Raw genomic sequence first — 25,208 nt, 5'->3', positions numbered from 1 at the left:
GCTTTAGCTAGGATAAATTTTATACTTTTTTGATTCTGTCAACGACTTTTTGTATGATCCAGTCAGGCGTACTTGCACCCGCACTTATGCCACACAAATTTTTGCCATCAAACCATGATTTTTCAAGCTCTTCTTCGCTTTCTATCAGGTAGCTATCTTCGCAGAAATTTTTAGATATTAGATAGAGTTGTTTTGTGTTTGAGCTATTTTTTCCGCCGATGATTATCATCACGTCAGCCCTTTTTGCTAAATTTTTAGCAGCCTCTTGGTTTTCAAATGTTGCGTTGCAAATCGTATTAAAAACACGCACCTCTTTTACGTGAAGCATAAGGTAGTTTGCGATCTGCATAAATTTCTCGACTTTTCTAGTCGTTTGGCTAACAAGTGCGACCTTTTGCTTAAATTTAATGCCCTCCAGCTCGCTCTCTTCAAGCACGACATAGACGTTACCCTTGGCATATGACTTCACGCCCTTTACCTCAGGGTGGTGCATGTCACCATAGATCACCACATCGTAGCCCTCTTCACTCATTTTTTCACAAATTTGCTGTGGCTTTGTCACAAATGGGCAAGTTGCATCTATCACTTTTATATCGCTCTTTTTTAGCTCTGCAAGGTCGTTTTTGGTGATGCCATGAGTGCGGATGATCGCCTTTTTCTCATCTTTTAGCTCGTCTATGCCCTCAAGTGTTTTTACATTGTAGTTTTTCTCAAGCCTGTTTATCTCTTCATTATTATGAATGAGTGGCCCAATAGTTGCAGCATCTCCTGCATTTTCAGCAATCTTTATCGCCCTTTTTACACCAAAGCAAAATCCATAACTACTAGCAAGCTCAATCTTCAACTCTAGCTCCCATTTTCTTTAAAATTTCAGCAAAATTTGGAAATGAAGTGGTGATAAATTCACTCTTCTCTATCTGCATGCCACACTTTAGCCCAAGCACAGCAAAACTCATCGCGATCCTGTGATCCCCGTGACTATCTATCGTGGCAAATTTAGCCTCTGAACCATTTATGATAAAGCCATCTTCAAGCTCGCTAGCATCAACGCCGCACTGCTTTAACGCATTTATCGTGACAGCTATCCTGTCGCTCTCTTTTACACGAAGCTCTTTTGCATTTGTTAGCTTGCTTTGGCCTTTGGCACAGGTAAATACGATGGCCAAAGCTGGAGCTTCATCGATGAGCCATGAGATATTTTCGCTAACCTCTACACCTTTTAAGTTTGGTGAGTATTTGACCTCGATATCACCGATATCTTCGTATTTGCTTGAAGTTTTGTGAAATTTTATCTCAGCACCCATTTTTTCTAAAATCTTGTAAGCTTCGATGCGAGTTTTATTTAGTAAGATATTTTTTAAAATAATGTGCGAGTCCGGAATGATAAGTGCTGCGACTGCAAAGAAAAATGCCGAGCTTGGATCATTTGGTACGTCTATATCAAGTGGCGCAAGTGAGGCTTTCATCGGCTCTAGCTTGATCTCTAGGCCGTCACGCTTTATATCAGCTCCCATGCCAGCAAGCATGCGCTCAGTATGATCCCTACTTAGTTCTGGCTCACTAAATTTGCAACCATTTGAGTAAAGAGCTGCCAGCAAAAGCGCACTTTTTACCTGGGCTGAGGCAATCTTGCTTTCAAAACTAAATCTTTCAAATTTCGTCCCTCTTATGCAAAGTGGAGCGTTGCTTGCGTTGTTTGCACCATCTATCTTTGCACCCATATCGTTTAGAGGTTTTGCTATTCTAGCCATTGGACGTGAGTTTAAATATCTATCGCCACTTAGTACGAAAAAGCCATCCTGTACGGCTAGTAATCCCATAAAAAGCCTCATCGCTGTGCCTGAGTTGCCACACTCTAAAATTTCATTTGGCTCTTTTATCTTTTGCGGCGGTGTGATTGTTATTTCGAAACCATTGTCCTCAACTTTTGCGCCTAAAAGCTCGACTATTTTTAGAGTATTTAGCGTGTCGCCTGCTCTTAGATAGTTTCTAATGCGAGATGGCTTATCGCTCAAAAGCGAAAAAATCGCACATCTATGCGATATTGATTTATCCGCTGCAATATCGTTGATAGTTAAATTTAGACTTTTTTCTAATGGATAAATTCTCATCTTATTCCGATATTTAGTTTATCTTTTAGCTCATTTAAAATTTTATCCATAAGTGCGTTTATATCATCATCTTCAAGCGTTTTTTCCATATCCTGAAATGTAAATTTCAAACTAAGACTGATCGAGCCATTTAGCTTCGCATCTTTATAAATATCAACTGGTAAAAATTCTTTTAGCTCTTTTAAATTTAGTCCTCTTATGCACTCATAAATTCGTCCAGCCTCAAAATTTTCAGGCACAATGAGGCTAAGATTCCTTGTTGTGCTTTGAAATTTAGAGTATGGCACTGCCAAAATTGGCTCAAATTTAAGCTTAGCAAAATCAATCTCACAGACGTAAGTTCTTGGCAGATCTCTCTTTGCCTCAACTCTTGCATCAACTCTACCGATATAGCCGATATTTTCGCCATTTTGATAGATGTGTGCTTGCTCGTATGGGCTAAGATATGAGATGCCCTGGCAAGGTTTTAGCTCAAATTTACTTATGACGTTTTGCACCATCGATGCAAATGCGTAGAAATTTGCCTCCTCACCTTTTGCGCCGTTTATCAGAGTCGGCTCTTTCAAAAGTCCAGACACAACAAAGCCTAAATTTAAGCCCTGATTTGCATTTTCATCAAAGATTTCTCCAAGCTCAAATAGTCTAACTGAGCGTTTCGAGTTTTTGATATTTTTCTCGCTTGAGCTTAGAAGGTGATTAACAAGTGTCGGTCTAAGCGTGTTTAACTCGTTATTTATAGGATTTAGTATCTTGACTTTGCATGGCTTAAAATTTAGCTCACTAAGCTCGTCCTCACTATCAAAGACATAGTGCACACTTTCAAAAAAGCCATTATCAGCTGCACGGCGTCTTAAATTTAGGGCGTTTTTATAGTCAAAATATGTCTTATTTAGCCTATTTTTCTCAGAGAAATTTAGTGGTTTTGAGGCGATATTGTCTATGCCTACTATCCTTACAATCTCCTCGCAAACATCGTGAGAATTTACTATATCATGGCGAAATAACGGTACTTTTACATTAAAACTCTCTTGCTCAACATTTACTGCGATCTCAAAGCCAAGTTTCTTTAAAATTTTAACGACGTCATTTCTAGCAATATCTTGACCGATCATATTTTTAAGCTCAAAAAGAGAGATGCTTAGTGTTATAGGCTCGGTGTTTAAAAGCGACTGCTGTGAGCCAGCAAAGAGATTTAGAGTATCTTTAAAATTAGCAAGTCTTTTAAATAAATAATCCGCTCCATAAGCTAAATTTGGCTCGCTACCACGACTTGAGCGATAAATTTGATCACCCTTTGGTAAATTTTTATTTTCAAAAATAGCTTTTGAAACAACATCTGGCTTTACGTAGCTAGCTTCTACTAGGATCACTTTTGACTTCTCATCTACCCTTGCTACGTCACTTTGGTAAATTCCAGCAATGCCTAAATTTTTATCCCCGCAATAAACGACACATTCGCCATTTTCGCCATTTTTTATATCAAAAACAGCTTTTTCGCCTTCACTTACTAATTTAGCGTGATCATAAGCCCTAAATAAAACACCCGTGCAAAATATCGCGTATTCAAGCAATCTCTCAACTAAATTTGTCTTTTGGCACTCTATTAATGCTAGACGCATGCGAGTTATTAGATTTTCATATAGTCCCTCTTTTAGCTCAAAAGCCTTATACAAAAATGACCCATTTACTTTATCCTCTGCTCGCACAGAAGCTATTCTGCCAATACCTAGTAAATTTTCGCTTTCATCGTCTTCGTGGCTATCTTTCATATTTAAATCAAGCGCTGCACAAATTTCTCTTGCGATGCCATGTAAATTTTGGCAATCACCCCTGTTTGCTGTGACATCAACTTCGATTATCGTATCTTTAAATATCTCAAATTCGCTAAGACTTGTACCAAGTTTTAGCTTGCCGATACTCTCATCAAGCGGTAAAATTCCATCGTTTACCTTTGGAAGTCCCAGCTCACTTGAAGAGCAGATCATACCACTTGACTCGATACCTCTTAGCTTTGCTTTTTTTATCTCAAGACCATTTGGCATAGTCGTGCCAATAAGTGCAACTGGCACAAACTGGCCAGCTTCAACGTTTTTAGCCCCACACACGATCTGAAGCGTCTCTCCACCAACATCCACTTGACAAATGCTTAGTTTATCAGCATCTGGGTGTTTCTCTCTACTTTTTATGTAGCCAACCACAATACTCTTTGGTAAATTTATCTCTTTATAGCTATCAACCTCCAGCCCGATAGAATTTAATGTCTTTGAAAGTGTCTCGCCGCTAACGTCGCTAAGGTCGATCCACTCGTTTAACCAATGCTTTGAAATTATCATTTAAACTGCTCCAACAATCTTAAATCTCCCTCAAAAAGCGACCTTAGATCAGGCACTCTATGAAGCAACATCGCAAATCTCTCAACGCCAAGGCCAAAGGCGTATCCACTTACATTTTTATAACCAACTGCCTTAAATACATTTGGATCAACGACGCCACATCCAAGTACCTCAAGCCAAGTGGTCTGCTTGCACACTCTGCAGCCCTTGCCATGGCAGAATATACAACTAATATCAACCTCTGCGCTAGGCTCCGTAAATGGAAAGAAGCTAGGGCGAAAACGTACTTCAACATCGCCAAACATATGCTTTAAAAAGCCTTCTAGCATTGATTTTAAATTTGCAAAGCTAACTTTCTCAGCATCCTCAACCACAAGGGCCTCGACCTGGTGAAACATCGGTGTATGCGTTAAGTCCATATCGCGTCTAAAGACGGTGCCAGGCGCTATCATGCGAATAGGCGGCTTTTGATTTAACATGGTTCGCACCTGAACTGGGCTTGTATGAGTCCTTAAAAGTCTAAAATCATCTAGGTAAAATGTATCTTGCATGTCCCTTGCTGGGTGGTATTTTGGTAAATTTAGCGCCTCAAAGTTGTGAAAATCATCTTCTATAAGCGGCCCAGTTTCAAGTGAGAAATTTAGAGCTAAAAAATATTCAATTATCTTATCCATCGTGGCCATTACAGGGTGCAGCGCCCCACTAGCAACAGGCTCGTTAAAGAGCGTGATATCAGCAGCTTCTTTTTTCATCTTGTTATCTATCTCTTGCTCGCTAAGCTCAGCCTTTTTAGCTTCTATTAGCGCGCCAAGCTCATCTCTTTGCTTATTTAAATTTGCTGCAAATTCCTTTTTCTCGTCCTCGCCAAGCTCTTTTAGCTTTGCAAAGCCTTGCGCCAAGATGCCCTTTTTGCCAAAAATTTCTACCCTGACTTTTTCCAAATCATCAAGCGTTGAAATTTCATTTTTGATTTTATTAACGAAATCTTGCAATTTTTTGCCTTTATAAATTTTTGAGTCGATTTTATAGAAAAAGAGTTAAAATCAAGATAAAGAGCACGAAATTTAAGCACACTTTGATATAATTTTGCAAAATTTCAAAGGAGCTAAAATGACCATATTTGAAAAGATCGTAGCTGGTGAAATCCCTTGCAACAAAGTGCTTGAAAGCGAGAAATTTCTAGCTTTTAACGACATTAATCCAAAAGCGCCGATCCACATCCTAATCATCCCAAAAAAACACTATAAAAATTTCCAAGAGATGGATCCGATTTTAATGGGAGAGATGACAAAATTTATCCAAGAAGTGGCGACCTTAATGGGCGTTGATAAGAGCGGATACCGCCTTATAACAAACTGCGGTGAAAACGGCGGTCAAGAAGTTATGCATCTACATTTTCACCTGCTTGGCGGAGCTAAGCTTGGCTGGAGCGAAGGCGTAGCTGATCCACAAAGCACATTTTAATAACTTCTAAATTTTAGACTCAAAGCATGAGTCTAAAATTTTATTTTCTTGCAGACTTAATAGCTTCAAGCAACTCTTCAAAACCTACTTTACTTGAGTTTTCGACATCTTTTAATATTTCAACGCCAGGTAGATTTCCTTTGTCTTTATCAGCAAAAATAACCATCGCTTTTTCTAGTCCATGATGAACATTTTCATGATGAGCTGCGATACTTGAGAGAATTTTGGCATCTTTTACAAGAGTATTTTTCACATCTTTTTCATACCATTTGCCAAATCTACACTCATGAACATCTTGAATCTTATTAAACTCATTTAAAAGTACGCCTCTATATCCATTTAGCTTCATATTTATATGATCTATTTTTCCATTACTTACATAGACTTCATTTGTAACATTTAGAGCCTGATTTAGGATATTTTGCGTATTTGAGTTTACGCTTGAGATATTTCCTTCAAATCCACCTAAAATTTTCATAGCATTTGCAGAAATTTTTGAAAAATTCTCACTCATTTCGATCATCGTGTTCGCACTTTGCTTAAGGCCATTTATATTTACTTCTACTTCAAGTGTCGCTTTTTGAGTGCGCTCAGCTAGCTTTCTAACCTCATCTGCCACGACAGCAAAACCTCGTCCATGCTCACCAGCACGGGCCGCCTCGATAGCAGCATTTAAAGCTAGTAAATTTGTCTGATCTGAGATATCTTTAATCAGATTTATAATCTCAGCAATCGAATTTACGCTTCCATTAAGCGAAGAAGCGTCATTTGAAAGGTCATTGCTCATCTGGCTTACTTGCTCGATCGAGTTTAAAATTTCAGCCGTTTGCGACTTGAGTTCGCCCGTCTCTTTGAAAGTCTTTTCATTTAGTCCATTTATACTTTCAAGCATTTTTAGATTTTCTTCCATTGTTAATTGCAAGAAATTTATACCATCTTGATAACTTGAAAGCAATAAATTTACAGCCTCTTGCTTATCCTTAGCTTGTTCTTTTGGTTCGCAAATTTTAACGTTTTTTAGCTCATTTTTAAGTGCTAAAATTTCAGCCTTTAAAGCTTCATTTTCTCTCTCTAAAGCTTCGTTTTTACTAGAAAGCTCTTTATTTTTGCCATCAAAAAACATTTTTCATCCTTTAAAATTTGTAGATTTTGCGTAATTATAACTCTTTTTTCTTAGAGCCAGTAATCTAAAATTTCTATCTGCTCATCAACGCTTTTATTTGCCGTGCCGCCTTTTGAAGTGCGTGCCTCTTTGGAAGCATAAAGATCTAAAAATTTAATAGCATTTGCATCTAAATTTTCATCCACACTTTTTAGCTGCTCTTCGTTTAATTCACTTAAATCAAGTCCCAAGTTTTCAGCCTTTGCGACAGCTTTGCCTGTGATAAAATGCGCCGTTCTAAATGGAATATTTTTTTCACGCACTAAATAATCCGCCAAATCAGTGGCACTTAGATGTCCAGTTTTTGTCGCTTTTAACATGTTTTTTTCATTAAATTTAGCCGTTTTTATCATCTCATTTAGGATGGTAGCCGAGCTTAAAATGGTTGAGACGCTGTCAAACACACCCTCTTTATCTTCTTGCATATCTTTATTATAAGCAAGCGGCAGACCCTTCATCGTAGTTAGTAGCGCTACTAAATTTCCATTTACACGTCCAGTTTTACCGCGTATGAGTTCGGCTACATCAGGGTTTTTCTTCTGTGGCATGATAGAGCTTCCTGTACTATAAGCGTCACTGATGCTTACAAAGCCAAATTCTTGCGAGCTCCAAAGTATGAGCTCCTCGCAAAGCCTAGAAGCGTGCGTCATAAAAACGCTAATGTTAAATAAAATTTCCAGCGCAAAATCACGGTCGCTCACGCTATCCATCGCATTTTGCGTGCAACCTGCAAAGCCAAGCTCACTTGCAACGATAGTTCTATCTATCTTATGAGGAGTGCCTGCAAGGGCTGCTGAACCAAGCGGACTTAGGTTGTTTCGCTCATATGAGCCAACAAAACGCTCGAAATCTCTTTTAAACATAAATGCATATGCTAGCAAGTGATAGCTAAGGCTTACTGGCTGAGCGTGTTGAAGATGTGTGTAGCCTGGCATTAGCGTATCTTTGTGGTTTTTTGCCAAATTTGTAAGCGTGGCGATGAGCTCTTTTATACATGAAGAAATTTCTAAATTTTTCTTCAAAACGTAAAATTTAAAATCAAGCGCAACTTGGTCGTTTCTGCTTCTAGCTGTGTGCAATCTACCACCAAGCTCAGCTCCGATGATCTGGCTAAGGCGCTTCTCAACTGCCATATGTATATCTTCATCTTCTAACTTAAACTCAAATTTACCTGCTCTTATCTCAGATAAAACCTCATCAAGCCCCCTTATGATTGCCTCTGACTCATCTTTTTTCAAAATTCCGCAAACCCCAAGCATCTTTGCGTGAGCCTTGCTACCGGCAATATCTTCTTCAAAAAGATTTTTATCAAAATTTATAGAGGCATTAAATTCCTCAAGCAGCTTCGAGCTAGCCTCGCTAAATCTACCCTCCCACATCTTTTTATGTGCGTTTTCATCTTTTTTCATAGCTTTACCTTTGATTAGTTTTGCGTGATTTTAACAAAATAGCACTTAACTGGGTATTTTAACTATAAAGTTGCAAAAAAGTTATAAATATAATTTATCTTTAAGGATATAGAAATATAATTCAAAATATAACTTTTTAAAAACTATTTTAATTTTCTATTGAATATAGTTTAAAATAAAAATAATCTATAAGAGGAAGGATGATATGCAAATAGATGCGAACATGAACTCAAATATTTTCTATCATGATGGCTATACATCTATCTCTTCAAATAGCTCAAAAACAAGCATGCTAGTATCTTCTGGCTATGACAAGAAAAATATTGTTAGAAGCAATGAAGTACATGTAGAACAAAGAGAAGATGCTAAAATTTCCTCTATAATTATTAATAAGGCGAGTGCCACACAGTTACAAAAAGACTTAGAAAAATTACAAGATCAAAAGCTAGATATCTCACATCAAATTTCAAGCATCCAAAGCCTAAAAGATCGTAATTCTATGCAAATGCTTCATTACTTAAATTTAGAGCAGTCAACCATTCAAAATAACATTTTAAGTATTAAAACTCAAATGATAGAGATGGCACAGGCTTAAAACTAAGCCTTACCAATAATAGTTTCTAGAACTAAGCAAAAATCCTCTAAAAAATATCCCATTGATTTATAAAAATTGCTAGTTGCGTCTTTTTGGATATCTTTTGAAAGCTGTTTAGCATAAGGCAAGAAAAATGAGACACTAAAAGCTGCAAGAAGCTTCATAGACTCCTTAGATGCTTCACTTTTTAAAATATTTGCTATTAAAATTAGCTGATTTGAGATGCTATCAACCTCGCCAATTTTTGGCTGAAAATTTATAGCTTTATAAAATTGAGCTAGATCATCTTTTGCAGAAGAAAAATAGTAACTTGCCTCAAATTTTGACTTTAAAATGACAAAATCATCACATAAAGCCGCACTACTTTCATCTTTGATAAATTTGGCATAAAGCTCGTTACCTTTTTTATTTGCTTCGCTATTTGTCTGCGTTATCCACGCATTTGTCTTTTTGATACGCATAAAAGATGAAACATCTAAAATGCCACTAAAATTTGTAGCAAGTGCAGCCGCTACAACACTATAAAGTTCTCCAAGTTTCAAATTTTAATCCTTAAGTCGTAGATATCTAAGTCTAAGTGCGTTTAAAACCACTGTGACTGAGCTAAAACACATCGCCATTGAGCCATAAACTGGATTTAAAAGTAGTCCAAAGACTGGATAAAACACACCAGCAGCAACTGGGATGCAAATAGCGTTATACATAAACGCCCAAAACAAATTTTCTTTTATGTTTGCTATAGTAGCATTTGCCAGTCTAACCAGTCCTGTCACACCATGCAAATCATTTTTAACAAGCACGATATCTCCAGCACCTTTTGCTATATCTGAGCCTGAGTTCATAGCGATACCAACACTTGCTTCTTTAAGTGATGGTGAGTCATTTACGCCATCTCCAACAAAGATAACGCCACCGTGGCTTGCAAGCTCTTTTATCTCATTAAATTTATCTTCAGGCAACATATTTGCGTGATATTTGCTTACATTTAGCTTCTTGGCGATACTTGCAACTACTTTCTTGTCATCGCCTGAGAGGATCACACTTTGTAAATTTAGACTACTAAGCTCGTTTATAACATCGCTTGCTTCGTCTTTTAGCTCATCACTAAGCGTTAAAAAACCAACAAATTTTTTATTTATAGCACAAAGTATGATGCCACTTCCATCATTTGTAGCCCCTTTTATAGCTTTACTTTCATCCGGATTTAAACTCACTTCATTTGCCAAAAGCAGCTTTTCGTTTCCGATTATTATCTGATTATTCTCATCCTCATAGATGATGCCTTGCCCGACAATATTTTGAAATTTACCATTTAGCTTTTGTAAATCTATACATTTTTGTTTTGCATATCTAACGATAGCTTTTGAGATGAGATGCTCACTTAAATTTTCAGCAGAAGCGATAAGAGCTAAATCTTGCTCGCTTAAATTTGAGCTTTTGACGCTGATTTGCCCTTTACTAAGTGTGCCAGTTTTGTCAAATGCTACAAATTTAGCATCTTTTATTAGCTCTAAAACTTCTGGATTTTTTACTAAAATTCCAGCTTTTGCACCACGTGCAAGCGAGCTTACTATTGCTATTGGCGTAGCAAGTCCAAGAGCGCATGGGCATGAGATTATTAAAACGCAGATCGCACAAGAGATCGCATAAGCAAAATTTCCATCAAAAATGATCCAAGCCAAAAACGTAAGCACCGATATCGCTACCACGCTTGGCACAAAGATATTTGCTATCTTATCAGCGAGCCTGCCTATTGGCATCTTTTTCGTACTAGCATCATTTAGTAAGCTTAAAATTTGAGATAGCAAGCTTTCAAACGAGCTTTTTGCCATCTTGACACTTATATAGCCATTTGTATTTAATGTACCTGCAAATACATTGTCGCCCACTTCTTTATAAACTGGCAGGCTCTCGCCCGTTAGCATCGAAGCATCGATTTCAGCTCCGCCTTGGACTATCACACCGTCACATGGAACATTGTAGCCATTCTTTACAACGACGATATCTCCTATTTTTAGCTCATTTACTGGTACTTCTTTGCTTCTTCCATCTGGCATAAGTAAAAATGCAGTTTTTGGAGAAATTTTAAGTAGTCTCTTTAGATAATCCCCTGCTTTTGCCTTTGAACGCTCTTCAAGATACTTGCCAAGAAGCACAAAAGCTATTATCATCGCTACGCCTGAAACATAGATATTTTTTAGATCATTTGGTAGAAATTTTTCAAAAAGCACTACAAAAAGCGAGTATAAAAACGCACTACCACTTCCAAGAGCGACAAGCACATTCATATCGTAATTTCTATTTTTTACCGCTTCGTAGGCATGAGTAAAAAAGCCTTTGCCGCTAAAAATAAGAACTAAAAATGCCAAAGCTAGCATAGCTAAATTTACTAGCATGCTGTGAGGTGCAAACATCTCAAGTGCCATTATTACGATACTTGCGATAAATGCAAATATAAATTTATTTCTAATATTTCTAATGTGAGCTTTTCTTTTTGCTTCAAACTCATCAATATCAGTTGCCACAAAATAGCCAAGCTTCTTTATCTTTTGCTCTAAAATTTCACGCACACTCGCGTCTTTTAGGACAAACTCGCCGCTTGCGTTTGCAAAATTTACATTTGCTTCAAGTACTCCATCTATCTTTTTTGAAACCTTTTCGATAGCATTTGAGCAGTTTACGCAGCTCATTCCCGCTATATTTAGCTTGACTTTTAAAGACATATCAGAGCTCTTTTATTATATCAAATCCCAAATCAGCCATTTCAGACTTAAATTTCTCAACATCGCTATCTTTTATATCAAGACTAACTTGTCTTGGCTCTTTGCTAAGATCAACTTTTATCTCGCCAAAGTAATCTTCAAGTGCGTTTTTTATAGTGTTTGCGCAGTTTTGGCAGTGGATATTGTTTGCTTCAAATGTTTTCATATTATCTCCTTTATCATATGGTCGTATTCATGTAAATTTACAATTTTCTTAACATTAAATTTAAAGCCCAAACTCTCGTAAAATTTACGAACTTTTGGCTTGTTTGTATCTACTATTAATGAAACCTTTTTATGCCCTAGCTCTTTTGCCTTGACAAATGAATGCCTTATAAGCTCTTTTGCAAGCCCTTGGCCTCTAAAATTTTCATCAACAGCGATACTATCTATATAAAACTCATCATCAAAACACTCTTTTTCTACTTGAGCGTCTTTGCCAAGAGCCACTAAATGTTGTGAAATTTCTCTATCAAGCATTGCCGCATCGCCACCAAAGTAAGCACACATCGCAGCGATAATTTCCTCATTATATTTATAAACAAAGACATTTTTATAGCTAAGTCTATTTGTCTCACTTTTGAAAAAAATTTCTAAAATTTCATCACTTTTAATAGGATCATCGTAGCCACTTAGCTTGTAGGCGATATCCTCCATTGCTAGATTTAGTAGCTTTATGCATCTTTTTGCATCTTGTTTTTGAGCATTTTGTATCATGTGCGTCATTATAAAACTCTAGCTTAAATTTTTACCAAATATCAACCTGCGATTTACAAATAAATAATCCCCAATAGGCAAACTAAAAATGTTTTAAAAAAGTATAAAATTTTTTTAGTTATAATCCGTAAAAAATTTATTTAAGGATATTTATGGGACGAGCATTTGAGTACCGAAGAGCGGCAAAAGAAGCTAGATGGGATAAGATGAGCAAGGTATTTCCAAAACTTGCAAAGGCTATAACAGTAGCGGCAAAAGATGGCGGATGTGATCCGGATATGAACCCTAAACTTCGCGCAGCTATCGCAGCGGCAAAAGCTGAAAATATGCCAAAAGATAACATCGATGCAGCTATAAAAAGAGCAAATGGCAAAGATAGCGCCGATATTAAGACTATTTTTTATGACGGCAAAGCAGCTCACGGCGTGCAAATTATCGTTGAGTGTGCGACCGACAATCCAACAAGAACGGTTGCCAATGTTAAAGCGATATTTAGCAAAAATGGTGGAGAAATTTTACCAAGTGGCAGCCTTAGCTTTATGTTTACAAGAAAGAGCGTTTTTGAGCTTGAAAAACCAAGCGTAGACATTGAAGAGATCGAGCTTGAGCTGATAGATTATGGTCTAAGCGATATCGAGGCTGACGATGAGACGCTATTTGTATACGGTGATTATGCAAATTTTGGCACACTTCATGAAGGTATCGAAAAGCTAAATTTAGTGGTTAAAAAAGCTTCACTTCAATACTTACCAAATCAAACCGTGAATCTAAGCGAAGAGCAAATGCTTGAGGTTGAGAGACTTCTTGATAAGCTAGAAGATGATGATGATGTTCAAGCAGTTTATACAAATATCGAATAAAAGGGAAATACATGCGTTTTGATGAATTAAAAGTTTATGATATAAATTTAGACGAGCTTAAAAAAGATAAATTTGTAGTTTTAGAGACAGACAAAGGCGAGATCAGACTTGAACTTTTTGCCGAGGAAGCTCCACAAGCTGTCGCAAATTTTATCCATTTGATAAAATCAGGCTTTTATAATGGTCTAAATTTTCACAGAGTTATACCAAATTTTGTCATCCAAGGCGGTTGTCCAAATGGCACAGGTACAGGCGGTCCTGGCTGGAGAATAAAATGCGAATGCGACAACCAAAAGGTAAAACACGAGCGCGGTAGCCTAAGCATGGCTCACGCGGGGCGTGATACTGGCGGATCACAGTTTTTCATCTGTCATAGCAAACAACCTCATCTTGATGGCGTACATACAGTCTTTGGAAAATGCGTTGATGAAGAGAGCCTAAAGGTGCTTGACGCTATAAGACAAGGCGATAAGATCATCTCTGCTAAGATCAGAGAAAGCCTGTAAAGGGGAAATTTATGAATAATACTAAAAAGCAAGGAAATCTTGCTGTAAGATTATTTACCAATCTTGCCTTTTGGGTTGTGATCGGTATTGTTGGTGGCGTTATCGTTGGCATGGTCGCACCTGAGCTTGGTATAGCAAGCAAGCCAGGCATTGATTATTTTATAAAAGCACTTAAAATTTTAATCGGCCCTATTATCTTTTTAACGATCGTTTCAGGTATCGTTGGGCTTGAGAGTTTAAAAGATCTTGGGTCTATTGGATTAAAGGCATTTATCTATTTTGAGATAGTTAGCACACTTGCACTTGCTGTCGGTATCATCTTTGGCGAGACACTTCGTCCAGGACATGGTATGAATCTTGACTATACTCAGCTTGATGCCTCAAGCGTAGCTAAATTTACATCTCAAGCTGCAAATATGGACGCAAATAGTGGGTTTGTAGCACATACACTTCATCTTTTAAGAGGTGCAGTGCCAGTAGATGACATTTTCCCATACGTGCATATACTTGATCCATTTATAAAATCAAACACACTTCAAGTACTTTTTATGGCTATTATCGTTGCCATCGTGCTTTCGCTGCTAGCTCATGATAAAAAACAAGCTTGCCTAAAGCCACTTGAATTTATCCAGCACTATGTCTTAAAACTTCTTAGTTGGCTTATGCTCTTTAGCCCAGTGGCTGCATTTTCAGCTATGGCTTATCTAATCGGCAAATTTGGTATCGGAACGCTTCTTGGCATGATGGAGCTTTTGGTTGTTATGGCACTTGCGAGCTGCTTTTTTATCTTTGTCGTGCTTGGCATTATTTGCTATTTTGCAAAAATCAATGTCTTTAAATTTATGCGTTTTATTTCAAAAGAGGTATTGGTAGTCTTTGCGACAAGCTCGAGCGAAACAGCTCTTGCGCCACTTATGCAAAAGCTAGAATCAGCTGGTATAAATAGAGGCGCAGTTGGACTTATTATCCCGACTGGCTACTCATTTAACCTTGACTGCACCAACATCTATCTAAGTCTAAGTGTTATTTTCCTAGCTCAAGCATTTAACATCCCACTAAGTTTTGAGCATCTAATAAGTATACTAATCGTACTAATGATCACAAGTAAAGGCGCTGTTGGCGTTACGGGATCTGGTTTTGTCGTCCTTGCAGGCACACTAAGCGCACTCCCAAGCACTGGCATACCAGTCGTAACCGTGGCCGTACTACTTGGCGTTGATAAATTTATGTCAGAGATGCGTGCAGTTGGTAATCTCTGCGGTAACGCGGTTGGCTGCATGATAGTTTCTATCTGGGATAAAAAAGTCGATATGGATAAATTTAGATATGCGCTAGATCATCCAGAAGAATTTCACTTTCACTCATAATATACATTTATAACTATAAGGGCAACTTTGCCCTTATTTTTTCTTTTTACCCTAAATTTATGCAATCTATCTCCTCCTCAAACCTATAAAAATTTTTAGAAAACAGTAGCACAATAAATGATATTTGATACTTGGTTCAAGCACAGAAAAAACTAGGCTAAGTGTAATAGGAAAATTTTATTAGCAACTCATATATTTGGCAATATCTAATATTTTGTTACTTACTAGAATAAATTTACAAATGTAACAATTGAACTTGGAATTTAGAAGAAAGATACTTTAATATCAAAAATGCCAACTAAAAAAACTAGCCTTGCAAAATTTTTTGCAAGGCTATGCAAATTAAGCTTTTGGACCAGCTTTAGCGTACTCAACGCCCTCTTTTACATCTTCGTAACGTTTGAAATTTTCAACAAACATTTTAGCTAGCTTGTCACGTGAAGCGTTATACTCAGCCGGATGCGTCCATGTGTTTATAGGATTTAGTAGCTTTGTCTCGACGCCATCAAGCTCTTTTGGGATAGCGAAGTTAAATTTATCAAAATTTTCAAATTCGCATTTTGTGATGCTGCCATCAAGGATCGCATTTATGCAAGCACGTGTCGCTTTTATGCTCATACGCTTGCCAACACCGTAAGCACCGCCGCTCCAGCCTGTATTTACAAGATAGACATTAACGCCGTGTTCATCGATCTTCTCGCCTAGTAGTTTTGCATAGACAGTTGGGTGAAGTGGCATAAATGGCTCGCCAAAGCAAGCGCTAAAAGTAGCGACTGGCTCTGTTATACCACGCTCTGTGCCAGCAACTTTTGCTGTGTAGCCACTTAGAAAATAATACATCGCCTGCTCTTTTGTCAGCTTTGCAACTGGAGGGAGCACGCCAAAAGCGTCAGCGCTTAAAAAGATGATATTTTTTGGATGGCCAGCGCTTGAGCTTGGCTCGTAGTTGTCGATGTGATAGATCGGATAGCTCACGCGTGTGTTTTCAGTCTTTGAACCATCTTTGTAATCAACCACGCCGTTTTCGTCAGCCACAACGTTTTCAAGTAGTGCGTCACGCCTGATCGCTGCGTAAATTTCTGGCTCGCTACTTGGATCAAGGTTGATGCATTTTGCGTAGCAGCCGCCCTCAAAGTTAAACACGCCATCATCGTCCCAGCCGTGCTCATCATCGCCTATTAGTTTGCGTTTTGGATCGGTTGAAAGTGTCGTTTTACCAGTGCCAGATAGGCCAAAAAATAGCGCTGTATCGCCCTTCTCACCTACGTTTGCAGAGCAGTGCATGCTTAGCTTGCCCTCAAGTGGCAACCAGTAGTTCATCATAGAGAAAATGCCCTTTTTCATCTCGCCACCATACCATGTGCCGCCGATCACCGCGACATTTTCCTCGACGTTAAAGATGACAAAGACCTCTGAATGCAGCCCATCGGCCTTGTAGTCCTCATTTTTTGTCTTGCAAGCGTTATATACTACAAAATCAGGCTCAAATTTAGCCAGCTCCGCTTCACTTGGGCGGATGAACATATTTTTTACAAAGTGCGCTTGCCACGCTACTTCGGTGACAAAGCGGACTGATTTTTTACTCTTTTTGCTAGCTCCACAAAATGCGTCTTGGATAAAAATTTCCTTGCCACTTAGCTGCTCTTTTGCTTTTTTAAGAAGCTTGTCAAATAGCTCTTTTGTGATAGGCTGATTTATCTTGCCCCAAGCGATATATTTTTGGCTTGGGTCTTGCTTGACGAAATACTTATCTTTTGGGCTTCTTCCAGTAAAAATTCCTGTATCAACCATAAATGTGCCGTTGCTTGAAACCCTGCCCTCGTTGTTTGCCTTTTCAAGCTCAAAAAGATCGTTGTAACTTAGATTGTGATTTATCTTTTTGATCTCTTTTAGACCTAGCTCGTCTAGTTTATTTATCATGTTGTTTCCTTTAAAATTTTCATTTCTTTATAAATTCTGACCTAAAAGTCATCAAAATGTTAATCAAATTTCGCTTAACACTATCTTTTTAAAAGTGGCAAATTTATTTAAATTTAGCCACTACTTGATTGTTCGCAACGCTTTGACCTTTACTAACCTCAATAGAGCCTATCACACCATCTTTTGGGGCTTTGACCTCTATCTCCATCTTCATCGCCTCAAGCACGACTACAGCTTGCCCTTTTTTGACTTGATCGCCAGGACTTACTAAAATTTTATGCACAGTGCCTGGCAAGCTAGCAACGATATCATTTGCTGTTATGCCTGCTGCTGCACTTTTAGCATTTTTTACGCTCTTGCCTTCAACTTCAGTGATCGATTTTACTTGGATGCTATCGTTAAAGCCTTCGCTTACTTCGACATTGTAGCGGCTACCATTTACAACGACACTATATCTGCCACTTTGAGTTTGTCTGCATTCATTTGCCTTAGCGTTTGGATCGATCTTTCTTACATTTACTTTGGCTTCGCCTTTTAAGAATGCGATACCCTTTTCTTTACAAGCTGCTGCTATAAATATATTTTCTTCAGTGATTTTTATATTGTTTTGCTTTAGAATTTCTTCTACGTGAGCAAGCGACTTACTCTCATCTTTATCAGCTATATCAACTGCATGTTTTGTAGTTGGTTTTAAGCCTAGTTGCTCACTAGCAAGCTTAATGATCTCTTTATCAGGCGTAACTGGGGTCTTGCCAAAGTAGCCAAGCACCATTTTGCCATATCCCTCAGCGATCTTTTTCCACTTGCCAAACATTACATTATTAAATGCTTGTTGGAAGTAAAACTGGCTAACAGGAGTTACTGAAGTGCCGTATCCGCCCTTTTGCACCACTTCGCGCATAGCAAGGATGACCTCTGGGAATTTATCTAAAATGTTGTTATCTCTCATCATCTGGGTATTTGCAGTGAGCGCGCCACCAGGCATCGGTGAAAATGGTATGAGTGGGCTTACTTGCACAGCTTCAGGTGGCAAGAAATACTCTTTTAAACAATCATTCAAAACGCTTTCGTATTTTAAAATTTTCTCCACATCAAGTCCGCCAAGATCGTAGTCTTTGCCTTTTACTGCGTGAAGCATGGTTAGGATATCTGGCTGACTTGTACCACCACTTACTGGGCTTGCGGCTAGATCTATACCATCGACACCAGCCTCAAGCGCTGCAAGATAGCAAGCGACACTTACACCTGCGGTTTCATGTGTGTGAAGTCTGATATGAGTTTTTTCTGGTAACAATTTTCTAGCCATTTTTATGGTTTCATAGACCTTTTGTGGGCTACTTGTGCCACTTGCGTCTTTAAAGCAAACGCTGTGATAAGGGATATTTGCATCTAAAATTTCTCTTAAAATTTTCTCATAAAATTTAACGTCATGAGCTCCCACACAGCCACTAGGCAGATCCATCATAGTAACGACGACTTCGTGTTTTAGTCCGTGATGAGCGATCCTCTCGCCTGAATATTTTAAGTTTTCAACATCATTTAGTGCGTCAAAATTTCTAATGGTAGTAGTTCCGTGTTTTTTGAAAAGTTTTGCGTGAAGGTCGATTAGCTCGCGACTACCGGTGTCAAGTGTTACAGTATTTACGCCCCTGCTTAGGGTTTGAAGGTTTGCTTTTGGTCCTACGATGCTTCTAAATTTATCCATCATCGCAAAAGCGTCCTCATTTAGGTAAAAATAAAGGCTTTGAAATCTAGCCCCACCGCCAAATTCAAAATGCTCTATGCCAGCCTCTTTGGCTGCTTCAAGCGCGGGTAAAAAGTCGTTCATAAGCACTCTAGCGCCATAAACCGACTGAATGCCATCTCTAAAGGTCGTATCCATAACATCGATAAATTTCTTTGCCATATTTCACCTCATTAAATTTATAAATTTATTTAAAGAATTCATAGAAAATGGCTAATCTGGTTAGAAACTCAAATTAGCCACTTTGCTTATTTCTTGGTATTTTACAACCAAAAACTTTTATATCATTTAAAAAGTGAGAGCAAGAAGTTAAATAATCCGCCGTGGCTCACATCAAGCATTGGCTTTAATTCCATTAGAAAGACGCAGAAAAATACAAGTACAGCAAGCTGAATAAAAATATAAGGCACAACACCTTTATAAATAGCAGTCGTTTTTATCTCAGCTGGTGCGACTGATCTTAGGAAAAATAAGCTAAAACCAAATGGCGGCGTTAGGAATGAAGTTTGCAAATTCATCGCAACTAAGATTGCTAGATAAATTGGATTTATACCAAGCTTTGCGGCTATTGGCACCAAGATAGGAAGCACAATGTATGAAATTTCAACAAAGTCGATAAAAAAGCCAAGCACAAAGATGACAACCATACTAAAAATAATAAAGCCCCACTTCTCGCCTGGCAAATTTGTCATAAATTTTTCAACAATCTCATCGCCACCAGTGTAACTAAATACCATAGAAAAGGCTGTCGCACCAACAAGTATGGCAAAGACAAGTGCTGTGGTTTTTACGCTTTCTGCCAATGCCTCTTTTATCATAGAAAATGAAAATGTCCTATAAAAAATAGCTAAAATAATGGCTCCAACGCAGCCAAAAGCTGAACTTTCAGTTGGTGTAGCGATACCTGCAAATATAGAACCCAATACACAAATAACCAGCAAAAGCGGCGGAAAGATAGCGATTAGCGCTCTCATGATCTGCTTAAATTTACTAACACCGCTCTCATCTTTTACTACCGGTGCAGTATCTGGTTTCAAATAAGCAATAATCAAAATATAAATGATATAAACTGCTACAAGTGTGAGTCCTGGGATGATGGCTTGATGAAAAAGCTCACCAACTGGCACTGAAAATATATCACCCAAAATAATCAGCACGATAGAAGGTGGAATGATCTGCCCAAGCGTACCAGCGGCACATATAGTGCCACAACCTAGCGCTTGGTCGTATTTATACTTTAGCATGACAGGCAAGCTTATAACGCCCATTGCAACGACACTTGCACCTACAACACCGGTTGAAGCTGCAAGAAGTGCTCCAACCAAGATAGTGCTAATAGCAATACCTCCGCGAATTTCTCCAAAAAGCATACCCATGCTCTCAAGTAGCCTCTCAGCTAGTTTTGACTTTTGAAGCACAACGCCCATAAAGACAAAAAGTGGAACTGCTATAAAAATTCTACTCTCCATGATAGAGAAAATTCTATAAGGCATGAAGTTAAACATATCTTTAAAAACTTCGATGCTTCCAAGTAGCCCATCTCCGTCTCCAATACTCTCAACAATACTACCAATCATGCCAAATATCATAGAAACCGCACCAAAGGTAAAGGCTACTGGAAAGCCAATACCTAGCATCAAAAGTGCAGCTATAAACATTATCAAGCCAGCCATTATTCCCCCTTTTTAGCTTTTTTGTAAAGATTAAAATTTCTTATAAAAAAGCCAGTCGCAAAAAATACAAGCAGATAAAAAGAAAAAGGAATAAGTGCTTTTATGATCCATCTGTGAGTAAGACCACCTGGATCTGCACTAGCTTCAGCTGAAGTATAAGCGTCACTCACAAATTCAAATGATAAATTTGAAACTAAAAGTGCAAATGGTATTACAAAAATAACAGTTCCTATCATATTTACAAGAGCTTTATTTTTTGGTGAAAATTTAGCATAAAAGATATCAACTCTAACGTGCGCATCTTCTTTTAATGCATAGCTCATGCCAAGCAAAAATATCACAGCAAAAAAATGCCACTCAAGCTCCTGAAATGCAACGTTTCCATAAGAGAAAAAATATCTTGCCACAACGTTAAAAAAAACATCTATTATCATCAAAGCCATAATAAACATGCAAATATAGCCGACTATATCACCGACCTTATCAAAAAATTTCTCAACTTTTTGCATAAACAACCCTTAAAAAAACAATTTATTTATCATGATGATAAATACGCAAACTGGCGCCACATATCTTAATAAAAAATACCATGCACTAAATACAAAGTCGTTCATATATGGACTAAATAGCACATAAAGTGCTTCTCTTTTCATAAAATATCCAACAAATATCGCTCCACCAATACCACTAATTGGAAGCAGAACATTTGAAGCGGTAAAGTCAAGAAAATCAAAGAAATTTTTACCAAAGAGCATAAATTTGTCGCCAACATTTTCTATATTTGATAAAAGACATAAAAATCCTAAAACAAAAACACCAACTCCAACTATACTAAGAGCTTTTATCCTGCTAATGCCATACTCTCTGATCAAGAAAAATACAAACGGCTCTACAATAGAGATAGCTGAAGTAATACCAGCAAAGATAAGTGCAGCAAAAAATGCTACAGCTAAAATTTGACCTATCACGCCAAGCTTAGCAAAGAGCGTTGGAAGCGAGATAAAGACAAGTCCTGGTCCTTGAGACGGCTCGGCACCAAATTCAAATATAAATGTAAAGATAACAAGACCCATCATGATGGCTAAGACGATATTTATAAAGACGATACTTAGCGTAGAGGTGGCTAAATTTGTATCATCGCTTAGGCTAGCTGAATATGTAATGATCGCTGCCATACCAAGAGATAGTGTCCAAAAAGCAAGCCCAAGAGCAAGCAAGAGTGAGTTAAATGAAATTTTACTAAAATCAGGAACAAGTAAAAACTCAGCAGATTTTGTAAAGCCATTCATTGTCATAGAAAAGATAAGCATGATTAAAACCATGATAAATAGGCTTGGCATCATCCAAACATTTAGCTTTTCAATGCCACTTTTCACTCCTTTTGAAAGGATAAAAAAGCAAGCTACAAATGCTATAACAAAATAAAGCGTCTGCTCGCCAAGACCATGCGTAAGAAGCTCGTTAAATATTACTTTTGAACTTTCTATATCGTTTGGAAGACCGGCAAAAGATAGTGTGAAATACTTAAAGACCCAGCCGATGATCACAATGTAGTAAGATGAGATTATAGCTGCGGTTACCATAGCTAAAATTCCAACTAGTTGCCATAAATTTTTATTTTTATCCGCCAACTTTCTAAAGGCATTTACACTATCGCTTTCGCTAAGCTTGCCGATACTTAGCTCTGCCATAAAGATAGGTATGCCAACTAAAAACGTTATCAAAAGATATAAAATAACAAATGCTGATCCGCCATTTTCACCGACCATATATGGAAATTTCCACGCATTGCCAAGTCCAACAGCTGACCCTGCAACTGCTAAAACATAACCTATTTTAGAAAACTGTTCTTTTGCCATTATGCAATCTCCCTTACTAACACCACAAAAACTAGAACTGGTGCCACAAACCTTATTAAAAAATACCAAATTTTAAAAACAATCTCACCCATATAAGGCAAAAATAGTTCTTTTAAAAGCTCAAATTTCATAAAGTACCCAACAAAAATGGCAAATATAATGCCACCAAGTGGGAGCATAATGTTTGAGCTAAGATAATCAAGCAAATCAAAAAAGCTCTTGCCAAAAAATGTAAGTGCTTCTTTAAAATCGCCAATACCGCTTAATGCACATAAAATCCCTAAAACATAAACTACGGCACCGACAATAATAATTGATCTATTTCTAATAAATCCCAAGCTTTTATTTAAGAAAAATATAAATGGCTCAACTAGCGAAATGACCGATGTTATACCAGCAAAAAATAAAGATGTAAAAAATGCAAAAGCTAAGAAATTTCCAAGCAAACCAAGCTTTGCAAAAAGCGTTGGAAGCGAGATAAATGCTAACCCTGCACCCTTTGATGGCTCTGAGCCAAATTCATAGGTGAATGTAAAAACTATAAGTCCTATAATTACGCTAATGATTATATTTGCAAAGACCACATAAAGCGATGAAGTGAACAAATTTGTATCATTGCCTAGGCTTGATGAGTAGGTTAAAATGCAGCCAATGCCAATACACATCGTAAAAAAAGCTAACCCAAGAGCATTTAAGATAGCGCCTTGATCTATCTTTGAAAAGTCTGGTACTAGTAAAAATTTAGCCGCCTCATCAAATCCATTCATGCCAAAAGAGTAGCCAAGCATAAGCAAAAGCAAAATAAAAAGTGCTGGAATAAGATATACATTTATACGTTCTATTCCACTTTTTATACCTTTTGTAAGTATAAAAAAGTATGCAAAAAAAGCGATGCTAAAATATAAAATTTGCTCCTCTATTCCCTTTGAAGTAAAATTTACAAAAAGCGCTTCTGAGCTTGCCATATCTTTTGGAAGCTCACCAAGACTTAAGATAACGTATTTTAAAACCCAGCCGATAATGAGCGTATAAAAAGATGCGATGAATATCCCGGTCACCATCACAACACCAGCAAATTTCCAAGAATTTGCCCCCTTTGTAGCTAGACTTTTAAATGCCCCAACCGTATCAAGGCGTGAAATTTTTCCCATTGCCATCTCAGCAAAAAATATGCTAAGCCCAACAACAAAAGCAAAAAATAGATATATAAGAATAAATGCTGAACCGCCATTACTACCGACCATATATGGAAATTTCCATGCATTACCAAGGCCAATAGCCGCTCCAATGATAGAAAGAACAAAACCAACTTTACTAAATCTATCCATCATTTACCTGCTATTTGATAGATCATGATGGCGCAAATTGCAATTGGCACTATATATCTTAGAGTAAAGTACCAAATTTCAAAAAATACTTTTCCCATAAATTCACCAAAGAGTAGATATAAGCTCTCTTTTTTAAGTTTATAGCCAACAAAAAAACTAAAAATTATGGCACCTATTGGCATCATTATATTTGAAGTAAGAAAATCAAGTGCGTCAAATACTGGCTTGCCAAATATACTAAATGTGCTAGCCGTATCAGAATAGTATGAAAAAATACAAAAAAGGCCTAAAATATAGACAAAAATTCCAATATAAATAAGAGCCATTTTACGTGAAATTTCAAATTTTCTAACCAAATAGTAAGCAAATGGTTCTATCATCGAAACAGCACTTGTAACACCAGCAAATAAAAGCGAAACAAAAAATGCGATAGCCATAATATTGCCAACTATCCCAAGCTTTGCAAAAAGCGTAACAAGTGAGATAAAAATAAGCCCTGGTCCACTTGCCGTACTATCAGCCCCATAAGCAAATATAAATGTAAAGACCACAAGCCCCATCATAATGCCTATTAATATGTTTATAAAGATGATAGAAAGCGTTGATTTTATAAGATTTGTCTGCTCCGGTAAATTTGCAGCGTATGTCGGTATGACGCCAACACCCATAGATAGCGAGAAAAACGCAAGTCCAAGAGCTTGCAAAACAACATCTGGCGTGATCGCGCTAAAATTTGGTACAAATAAAAATTTAGCCGCCTTAACAAAACCATCACCCATACTAATTGCATAAAAAAGTATACAAACAAGCAGTATAAAAAGACCCGGCATCATCCAGATATTTAGCTTTTCAATACCACTTTTCACACCTTTTGAAACAGCAAAAAATACCATTAAAAAGACTAGACTAAAGCAAAGCACGGCACTGGTTAGATCATTTGCCAAAAGTGTATTAAACTGCGCTGCTGCTTCTTTAGTATCAGCCAAAAGTGGCGAAAAACTAAGATAGATATACTTTAATATCCAGCCAATGACAACCATATAAAATGAAGCAATAAGTATCGCTCCTATCATAAAAAAGCCTGAAAGGGACCATATTTTTTTATGTTTTGGAGCAAGTTTATAAATAGAGCTTACAACGTCACTCTCACCAAGCTTACCAATGCTAAGCTCTGCTAAAAACGCCACAAAAGCGATAGCAAACGTAAGAAGCAAATATAAAACTATAAACGCTGAACCACCGTTGTTTCCCACCATTGTTGGAAATTTCCATGCATTACCAAGTCCAACAGCCGATCCTGCCATCGCAAGAACAAAGCCTATTTTTGAAAATTTTTCATTTATCATTGATTACCTGAGATTAAGAATAAATTAATTTTTTCAAAGATAACATAAAAAA

General features: G+C 37.5%; 22 protein-coding genes and 1 pseudogene. 5 read left to right on the top strand and 18 right to left on the bottom strand.

Annotated features, from left to right (window positions below; genetic code table 11):
• Window positions 1-19 precede the first annotated feature (19 nt).
• From CVT15_RS02305 to pheS, 4 genes are read right to left on the bottom strand one after another with little or no spacing between them, the layout of a single operon-like run.
• A complete protein-coding gene (locus CVT15_RS02305; protein ID WP_087585551.1) occupies window positions 20-844 on the bottom strand; it encodes a 4-hydroxy-3-methylbut-2-enyl diphosphate reductase in 825 nt (274 codons plus the stop codon).
• Window positions 834-2,111, bottom strand: a complete 1,278-nt coding sequence (gene aroA, locus CVT15_RS02300) for a 3-phosphoshikimate 1-carboxyvinyltransferase (RefSeq protein ID WP_087585550.1) — start codon at window positions 2,109-2,111, stop codon at window positions 834-836. Before aroA ends, CVT15_RS02305 begins: the two co-directional genes overlap by 11 nt.
• Entirely contained in the window at window positions 2,108-4,444 is a 2,337-nt protein-coding gene (gene pheT / locus CVT15_RS02295) for a phenylalanine--tRNA ligase subunit beta (RefSeq protein ID WP_107898051.1), read from the bottom strand. The genes aroA and pheT overlap by 4 nt, the downstream gene beginning before the upstream one ends.
• Window positions 4,441-5,436 (bottom strand): phenylalanine--tRNA ligase subunit alpha, encoded by a 996-nt coding sequence (pheS, locus tag CVT15_RS02290; RefSeq protein ID WP_087579706.1) that lies wholly within the window; start codon window positions 5,434-5,436, stop codon window positions 4,441-4,443. Before pheS ends, pheT begins: the two co-directional genes overlap by 4 nt.
• A 118-nt stretch (window positions 5,437-5,554) precedes the next feature.
• Between pheS and CVT15_RS02285 the strand changes: the two genes are divergently transcribed.
• On the top strand, window positions 5,555-5,908 hold the full coding sequence (locus tag CVT15_RS02285) for a histidine triad nucleotide-binding protein (protein ID WP_072594719.1): 354 nt from the start codon (window positions 5,555-5,557) through the stop codon (window positions 5,906-5,908).
• A gap of 40 nt (window positions 5,909-5,948) precedes the next feature.
• Here CVT15_RS02285 and CVT15_RS10275 read toward each other — a convergent pair whose 3' ends face one another.
• The 3 genes and pseudogenes from CVT15_RS10275 to argH all read right to left on the bottom strand — a co-directional run bounded on the left by CVT15_RS10275 (window position 5,949) and on the right by argH (window position 8,479).
• Window positions 5,949-6,257, bottom strand: a complete 309-nt coding sequence (locus tag CVT15_RS10275; protein ID WP_374048490.1) for a CZB domain-containing protein — start codon at window positions 6,255-6,257, stop codon at window positions 5,949-5,951.
• A gap of 69 nt (window positions 6,258-6,326) precedes the next feature.
• A pseudogene (locus CVT15_RS10270) lies at window positions 6,327-6,620 on the bottom strand (methyl-accepting chemotaxis protein); the annotation flags it as partial.
• Between the two features lie 461 nt (window positions 6,621-7,081).
• Window positions 7,082-8,479, bottom strand: coding sequence for an argininosuccinate lyase (gene argH, locus CVT15_RS02275; RefSeq protein ID WP_087585546.1), 1,398 nt, complete (start codon window positions 8,477-8,479; stop codon window positions 7,082-7,084).
• A gap of 205 nt (window positions 8,480-8,684) precedes the next feature.
• Between argH and CVT15_RS02270 the strand changes: the two genes are divergently transcribed.
• Window positions 8,685-9,074: a hypothetical protein gene (locus CVT15_RS02270; protein WP_087585545.1), complete on the top strand. Its 390-nt coding sequence runs from the start codon at window positions 8,685-8,687 to the stop codon at window positions 9,072-9,074.
• Between the two features lie 2 nt (window positions 9,075-9,076).
• On the opposite strand, the gene CVT15_RS02265 is transcribed toward CVT15_RS02270, so the two are convergent.
• Genes CVT15_RS02265 through CVT15_RS02250 form a run of 4 tightly spaced genes read right to left on the bottom strand, consistent with a single transcriptional unit; the run spans window position 9,077 to window position 12,553 of the window.
• Entirely contained in the window at window positions 9,077-9,616 is a 540-nt protein-coding gene (locus tag CVT15_RS02265; RefSeq protein ID WP_087585544.1) for an oxidoreductase, read from the bottom strand.
• A 3-nt stretch (window positions 9,617-9,619) separates the two neighbouring features.
• Window positions 9,620-11,797 (bottom strand): heavy metal translocating P-type ATPase, encoded by a 2,178-nt coding sequence (locus CVT15_RS02260; RefSeq protein ID WP_103576881.1) that lies wholly within the window; start codon window positions 11,795-11,797, stop codon window positions 9,620-9,622.
• Window position 11,798: 1 nt separating this feature from the next.
• On the bottom strand, window positions 11,799-12,002 hold the full coding sequence (locus CVT15_RS02255; RefSeq protein WP_103576882.1) for a heavy-metal-associated domain-containing protein: 204 nt from the start codon (window positions 12,000-12,002) through the stop codon (window positions 11,799-11,801).
• Window positions 11,999-12,553, bottom strand: a complete 555-nt coding sequence (locus CVT15_RS02250) for a GNAT family N-acetyltransferase (protein WP_103576883.1) — start codon at window positions 12,551-12,553, stop codon at window positions 11,999-12,001. The genes CVT15_RS02255 and CVT15_RS02250 overlap by 4 nt, the downstream gene beginning before the upstream one ends.
• A gap of 152 nt (window positions 12,554-12,705) precedes the next feature.
• On the opposite strand from CVT15_RS02250, the gene CVT15_RS02245 reads away from it, so the two are divergent.
• From CVT15_RS02245 to CVT15_RS02235, 3 genes are read left to right on the top strand one after another with little or no spacing between them, the layout of a single operon-like run.
• Window positions 12,706-13,413 carry a YebC/PmpR family DNA-binding transcriptional regulator gene (locus CVT15_RS02245; RefSeq protein WP_103576884.1) on the top strand — a complete coding sequence of 236 codons (708 nt, stop codon included), beginning with the start codon at window positions 12,706-12,708 and terminating at the stop codon, window positions 13,411-13,413.
• A gap of 11 nt (window positions 13,414-13,424) precedes the next feature.
• A complete protein-coding gene (locus tag CVT15_RS02240; protein WP_103576885.1) occupies window positions 13,425-13,919 on the top strand; it encodes a peptidylprolyl isomerase in 495 nt (164 codons plus the stop codon).
• Window positions 13,920-13,930: 11 nt separating this feature from the next.
• Window positions 13,931-15,286 carry a cation:dicarboxylate symporter family transporter gene (locus CVT15_RS02235; RefSeq protein ID WP_103559637.1) on the top strand — a complete coding sequence of 452 codons (1,356 nt, stop codon included), beginning with the start codon at window positions 13,931-13,933 and terminating at the stop codon, window positions 15,284-15,286.
• 342 nt (window positions 15,287-15,628) lie between these two features.
• Here CVT15_RS02235 and pckA read toward each other — a convergent pair whose 3' ends face one another.
• From pckA to CVT15_RS02200, 7 genes are all read right to left on the bottom strand, one after another.
• Entirely contained in the window at window positions 15,629-17,203 is a 1,575-nt protein-coding gene (gene pckA / locus CVT15_RS02230; protein ID WP_180998539.1) for a phosphoenolpyruvate carboxykinase (ATP), read from the bottom strand.
• A gap of 106 nt (window positions 17,204-17,309) precedes the next feature.
• Window positions 17,310-19,112, bottom strand: a complete 1,803-nt coding sequence (locus tag CVT15_RS02225) for a biotin/lipoyl-containing protein (protein ID WP_103576887.1) — start codon at window positions 19,110-19,112, stop codon at window positions 17,310-17,312.
• 122 nt (window positions 19,113-19,234) lie between these two features.
• Window positions 19,235-20,623 (bottom strand): TRAP transporter large permease, encoded by a 1,389-nt coding sequence (locus CVT15_RS02220; RefSeq protein WP_103576888.1) that lies wholly within the window; start codon window positions 20,621-20,623, stop codon window positions 19,235-19,237.
• Window positions 20,623-21,132, bottom strand: coding sequence for a TRAP transporter small permease subunit (locus CVT15_RS02215; protein WP_087585537.1), 510 nt, complete (start codon window positions 21,130-21,132; stop codon window positions 20,623-20,625). The genes CVT15_RS02220 and CVT15_RS02215 overlap by 1 nt, the downstream gene beginning before the upstream one ends.
• A gap of 9 nt (window positions 21,133-21,141) precedes the next feature.
• Window positions 21,142-22,482 carry a sodium-dependent transporter gene (locus CVT15_RS02210; RefSeq protein WP_103576889.1) on the bottom strand — a complete coding sequence of 447 codons (1,341 nt, stop codon included), beginning with the start codon at window positions 22,480-22,482 and terminating at the stop codon, window positions 21,142-21,144.
• Window positions 22,482-23,813, bottom strand: coding sequence for a sodium-dependent transporter (locus CVT15_RS02205; protein ID WP_107898052.1), 1,332 nt, complete (start codon window positions 23,811-23,813; stop codon window positions 22,482-22,484). The genes CVT15_RS02210 and CVT15_RS02205 overlap by 1 nt, the downstream gene beginning before the upstream one ends.
• A complete protein-coding gene (locus CVT15_RS02200) occupies window positions 23,810-25,156 on the bottom strand; it encodes a sodium-dependent transporter (protein ID WP_103576891.1) in 1,347 nt (448 codons plus the stop codon). Before CVT15_RS02200 ends, CVT15_RS02205 begins: the two co-directional genes overlap by 4 nt.
• Window positions 25,157-25,208: the final 52 nt, after the last annotated feature.

Source organism: Campylobacter concisus (assembly GCF_003048595.2).
Classification (GTDB): domain Bacteria; phylum Campylobacterota; class Campylobacteria; order Campylobacterales; family Campylobacteraceae; genus Campylobacter_A; species Campylobacter_A concisus_L.
The sequence above is the reverse complement of the archived record's forward strand: the minus strand, read 5'-3'. Positions and strand labels throughout refer to the sequence as shown.

Coding starts and splice junctions, on each gene's coding strand:
- CVT15_RS02270 (WP_087585545.1), top strand. CDS start 8,685: ATGCAAATAGATGCGAACATGAACTCAAATATTTTCTATCATGATGGC.
- CVT15_RS02260 (WP_103576881.1), bottom strand. CDS start 11,797: ATGTCTTTAAAAGTCAAGCTAAATATAGCGGGAATGAGCTGCGTAAAC.
- CVT15_RS02200 (WP_103576891.1), bottom strand. CDS start 25,156: ATGATAAATGAAAAATTTTCAAAAATAGGCTTTGTTCTTGCGATGGCA.
- CVT15_RS02235 (WP_103559637.1), top strand. CDS start 13,931: ATGAATAATACTAAAAAGCAAGGAAATCTTGCTGTAAGATTATTTACC.
- pheT (WP_107898051.1), bottom strand. CDS start 4,444: ATGATAATTTCAAAGCATTGGTTAAACGAGTGGATCGACCTTAGCGAC.
- CVT15_RS02220 (WP_103576888.1), bottom strand. CDS start 20,623: ATGGCTGGCTTGATAATGTTTATAGCTGCACTTTTGATGCTAGGTATT.
- CVT15_RS02245 (WP_103576884.1), top strand. CDS start 12,706: ATGGGACGAGCATTTGAGTACCGAAGAGCGGCAAAAGAAGCTAGATGG.
- CVT15_RS02255 (WP_103576882.1), bottom strand. CDS start 12,002: ATGAAAACATTTGAAGCAAACAATATCCACTGCCAAAACTGCGCAAAC.
- CVT15_RS10275 (WP_374048490.1), bottom strand. CDS start 6,257: ATGAAGCTAAATGGATATAGAGGCGTACTTTTAAATGAGTTTAATAAG.
- CVT15_RS02250 (WP_103576883.1), bottom strand. CDS start 12,553: ATGATACAAAATGCTCAAAAACAAGATGCAAAAAGATGCATAAAGCTA.
- CVT15_RS02210 (WP_103576889.1), bottom strand. CDS start 22,482: ATGGCAAAAGAACAGTTTTCTAAAATAGGTTATGTTTTAGCAGTTGCA.
- argH (WP_087585546.1), bottom strand. CDS start 8,479: ATGAAAAAAGATGAAAACGCACATAAAAAGATGTGGGAGGGTAGATTT.
- CVT15_RS02215 (WP_087585537.1), bottom strand. CDS start 21,132: ATGCAAAAAGTTGAGAAATTTTTTGATAAGGTCGGTGATATAGTCGGC.
- aroA (WP_087585550.1), bottom strand. CDS start 2,111: ATGAGAATTTATCCATTAGAAAAAAGTCTAAATTTAACTATCAACGAT.
- CVT15_RS02285 (WP_072594719.1), top strand. CDS start 5,555: ATGACCATATTTGAAAAGATCGTAGCTGGTGAAATCCCTTGCAACAAA.
- CVT15_RS02205 (WP_107898052.1), bottom strand. CDS start 23,813: ATGATGGATAGATTTAGTAAAGTTGGTTTTGTTCTTTCTATCATTGGA.
- CVT15_RS02225 (WP_103576887.1), bottom strand. CDS start 19,112: ATGGCAAAGAAATTTATCGATGTTATGGATACGACCTTTAGAGATGGC.
- CVT15_RS02240 (WP_103576885.1), top strand. CDS start 13,425: ATGCGTTTTGATGAATTAAAAGTTTATGATATAAATTTAGACGAGCTT.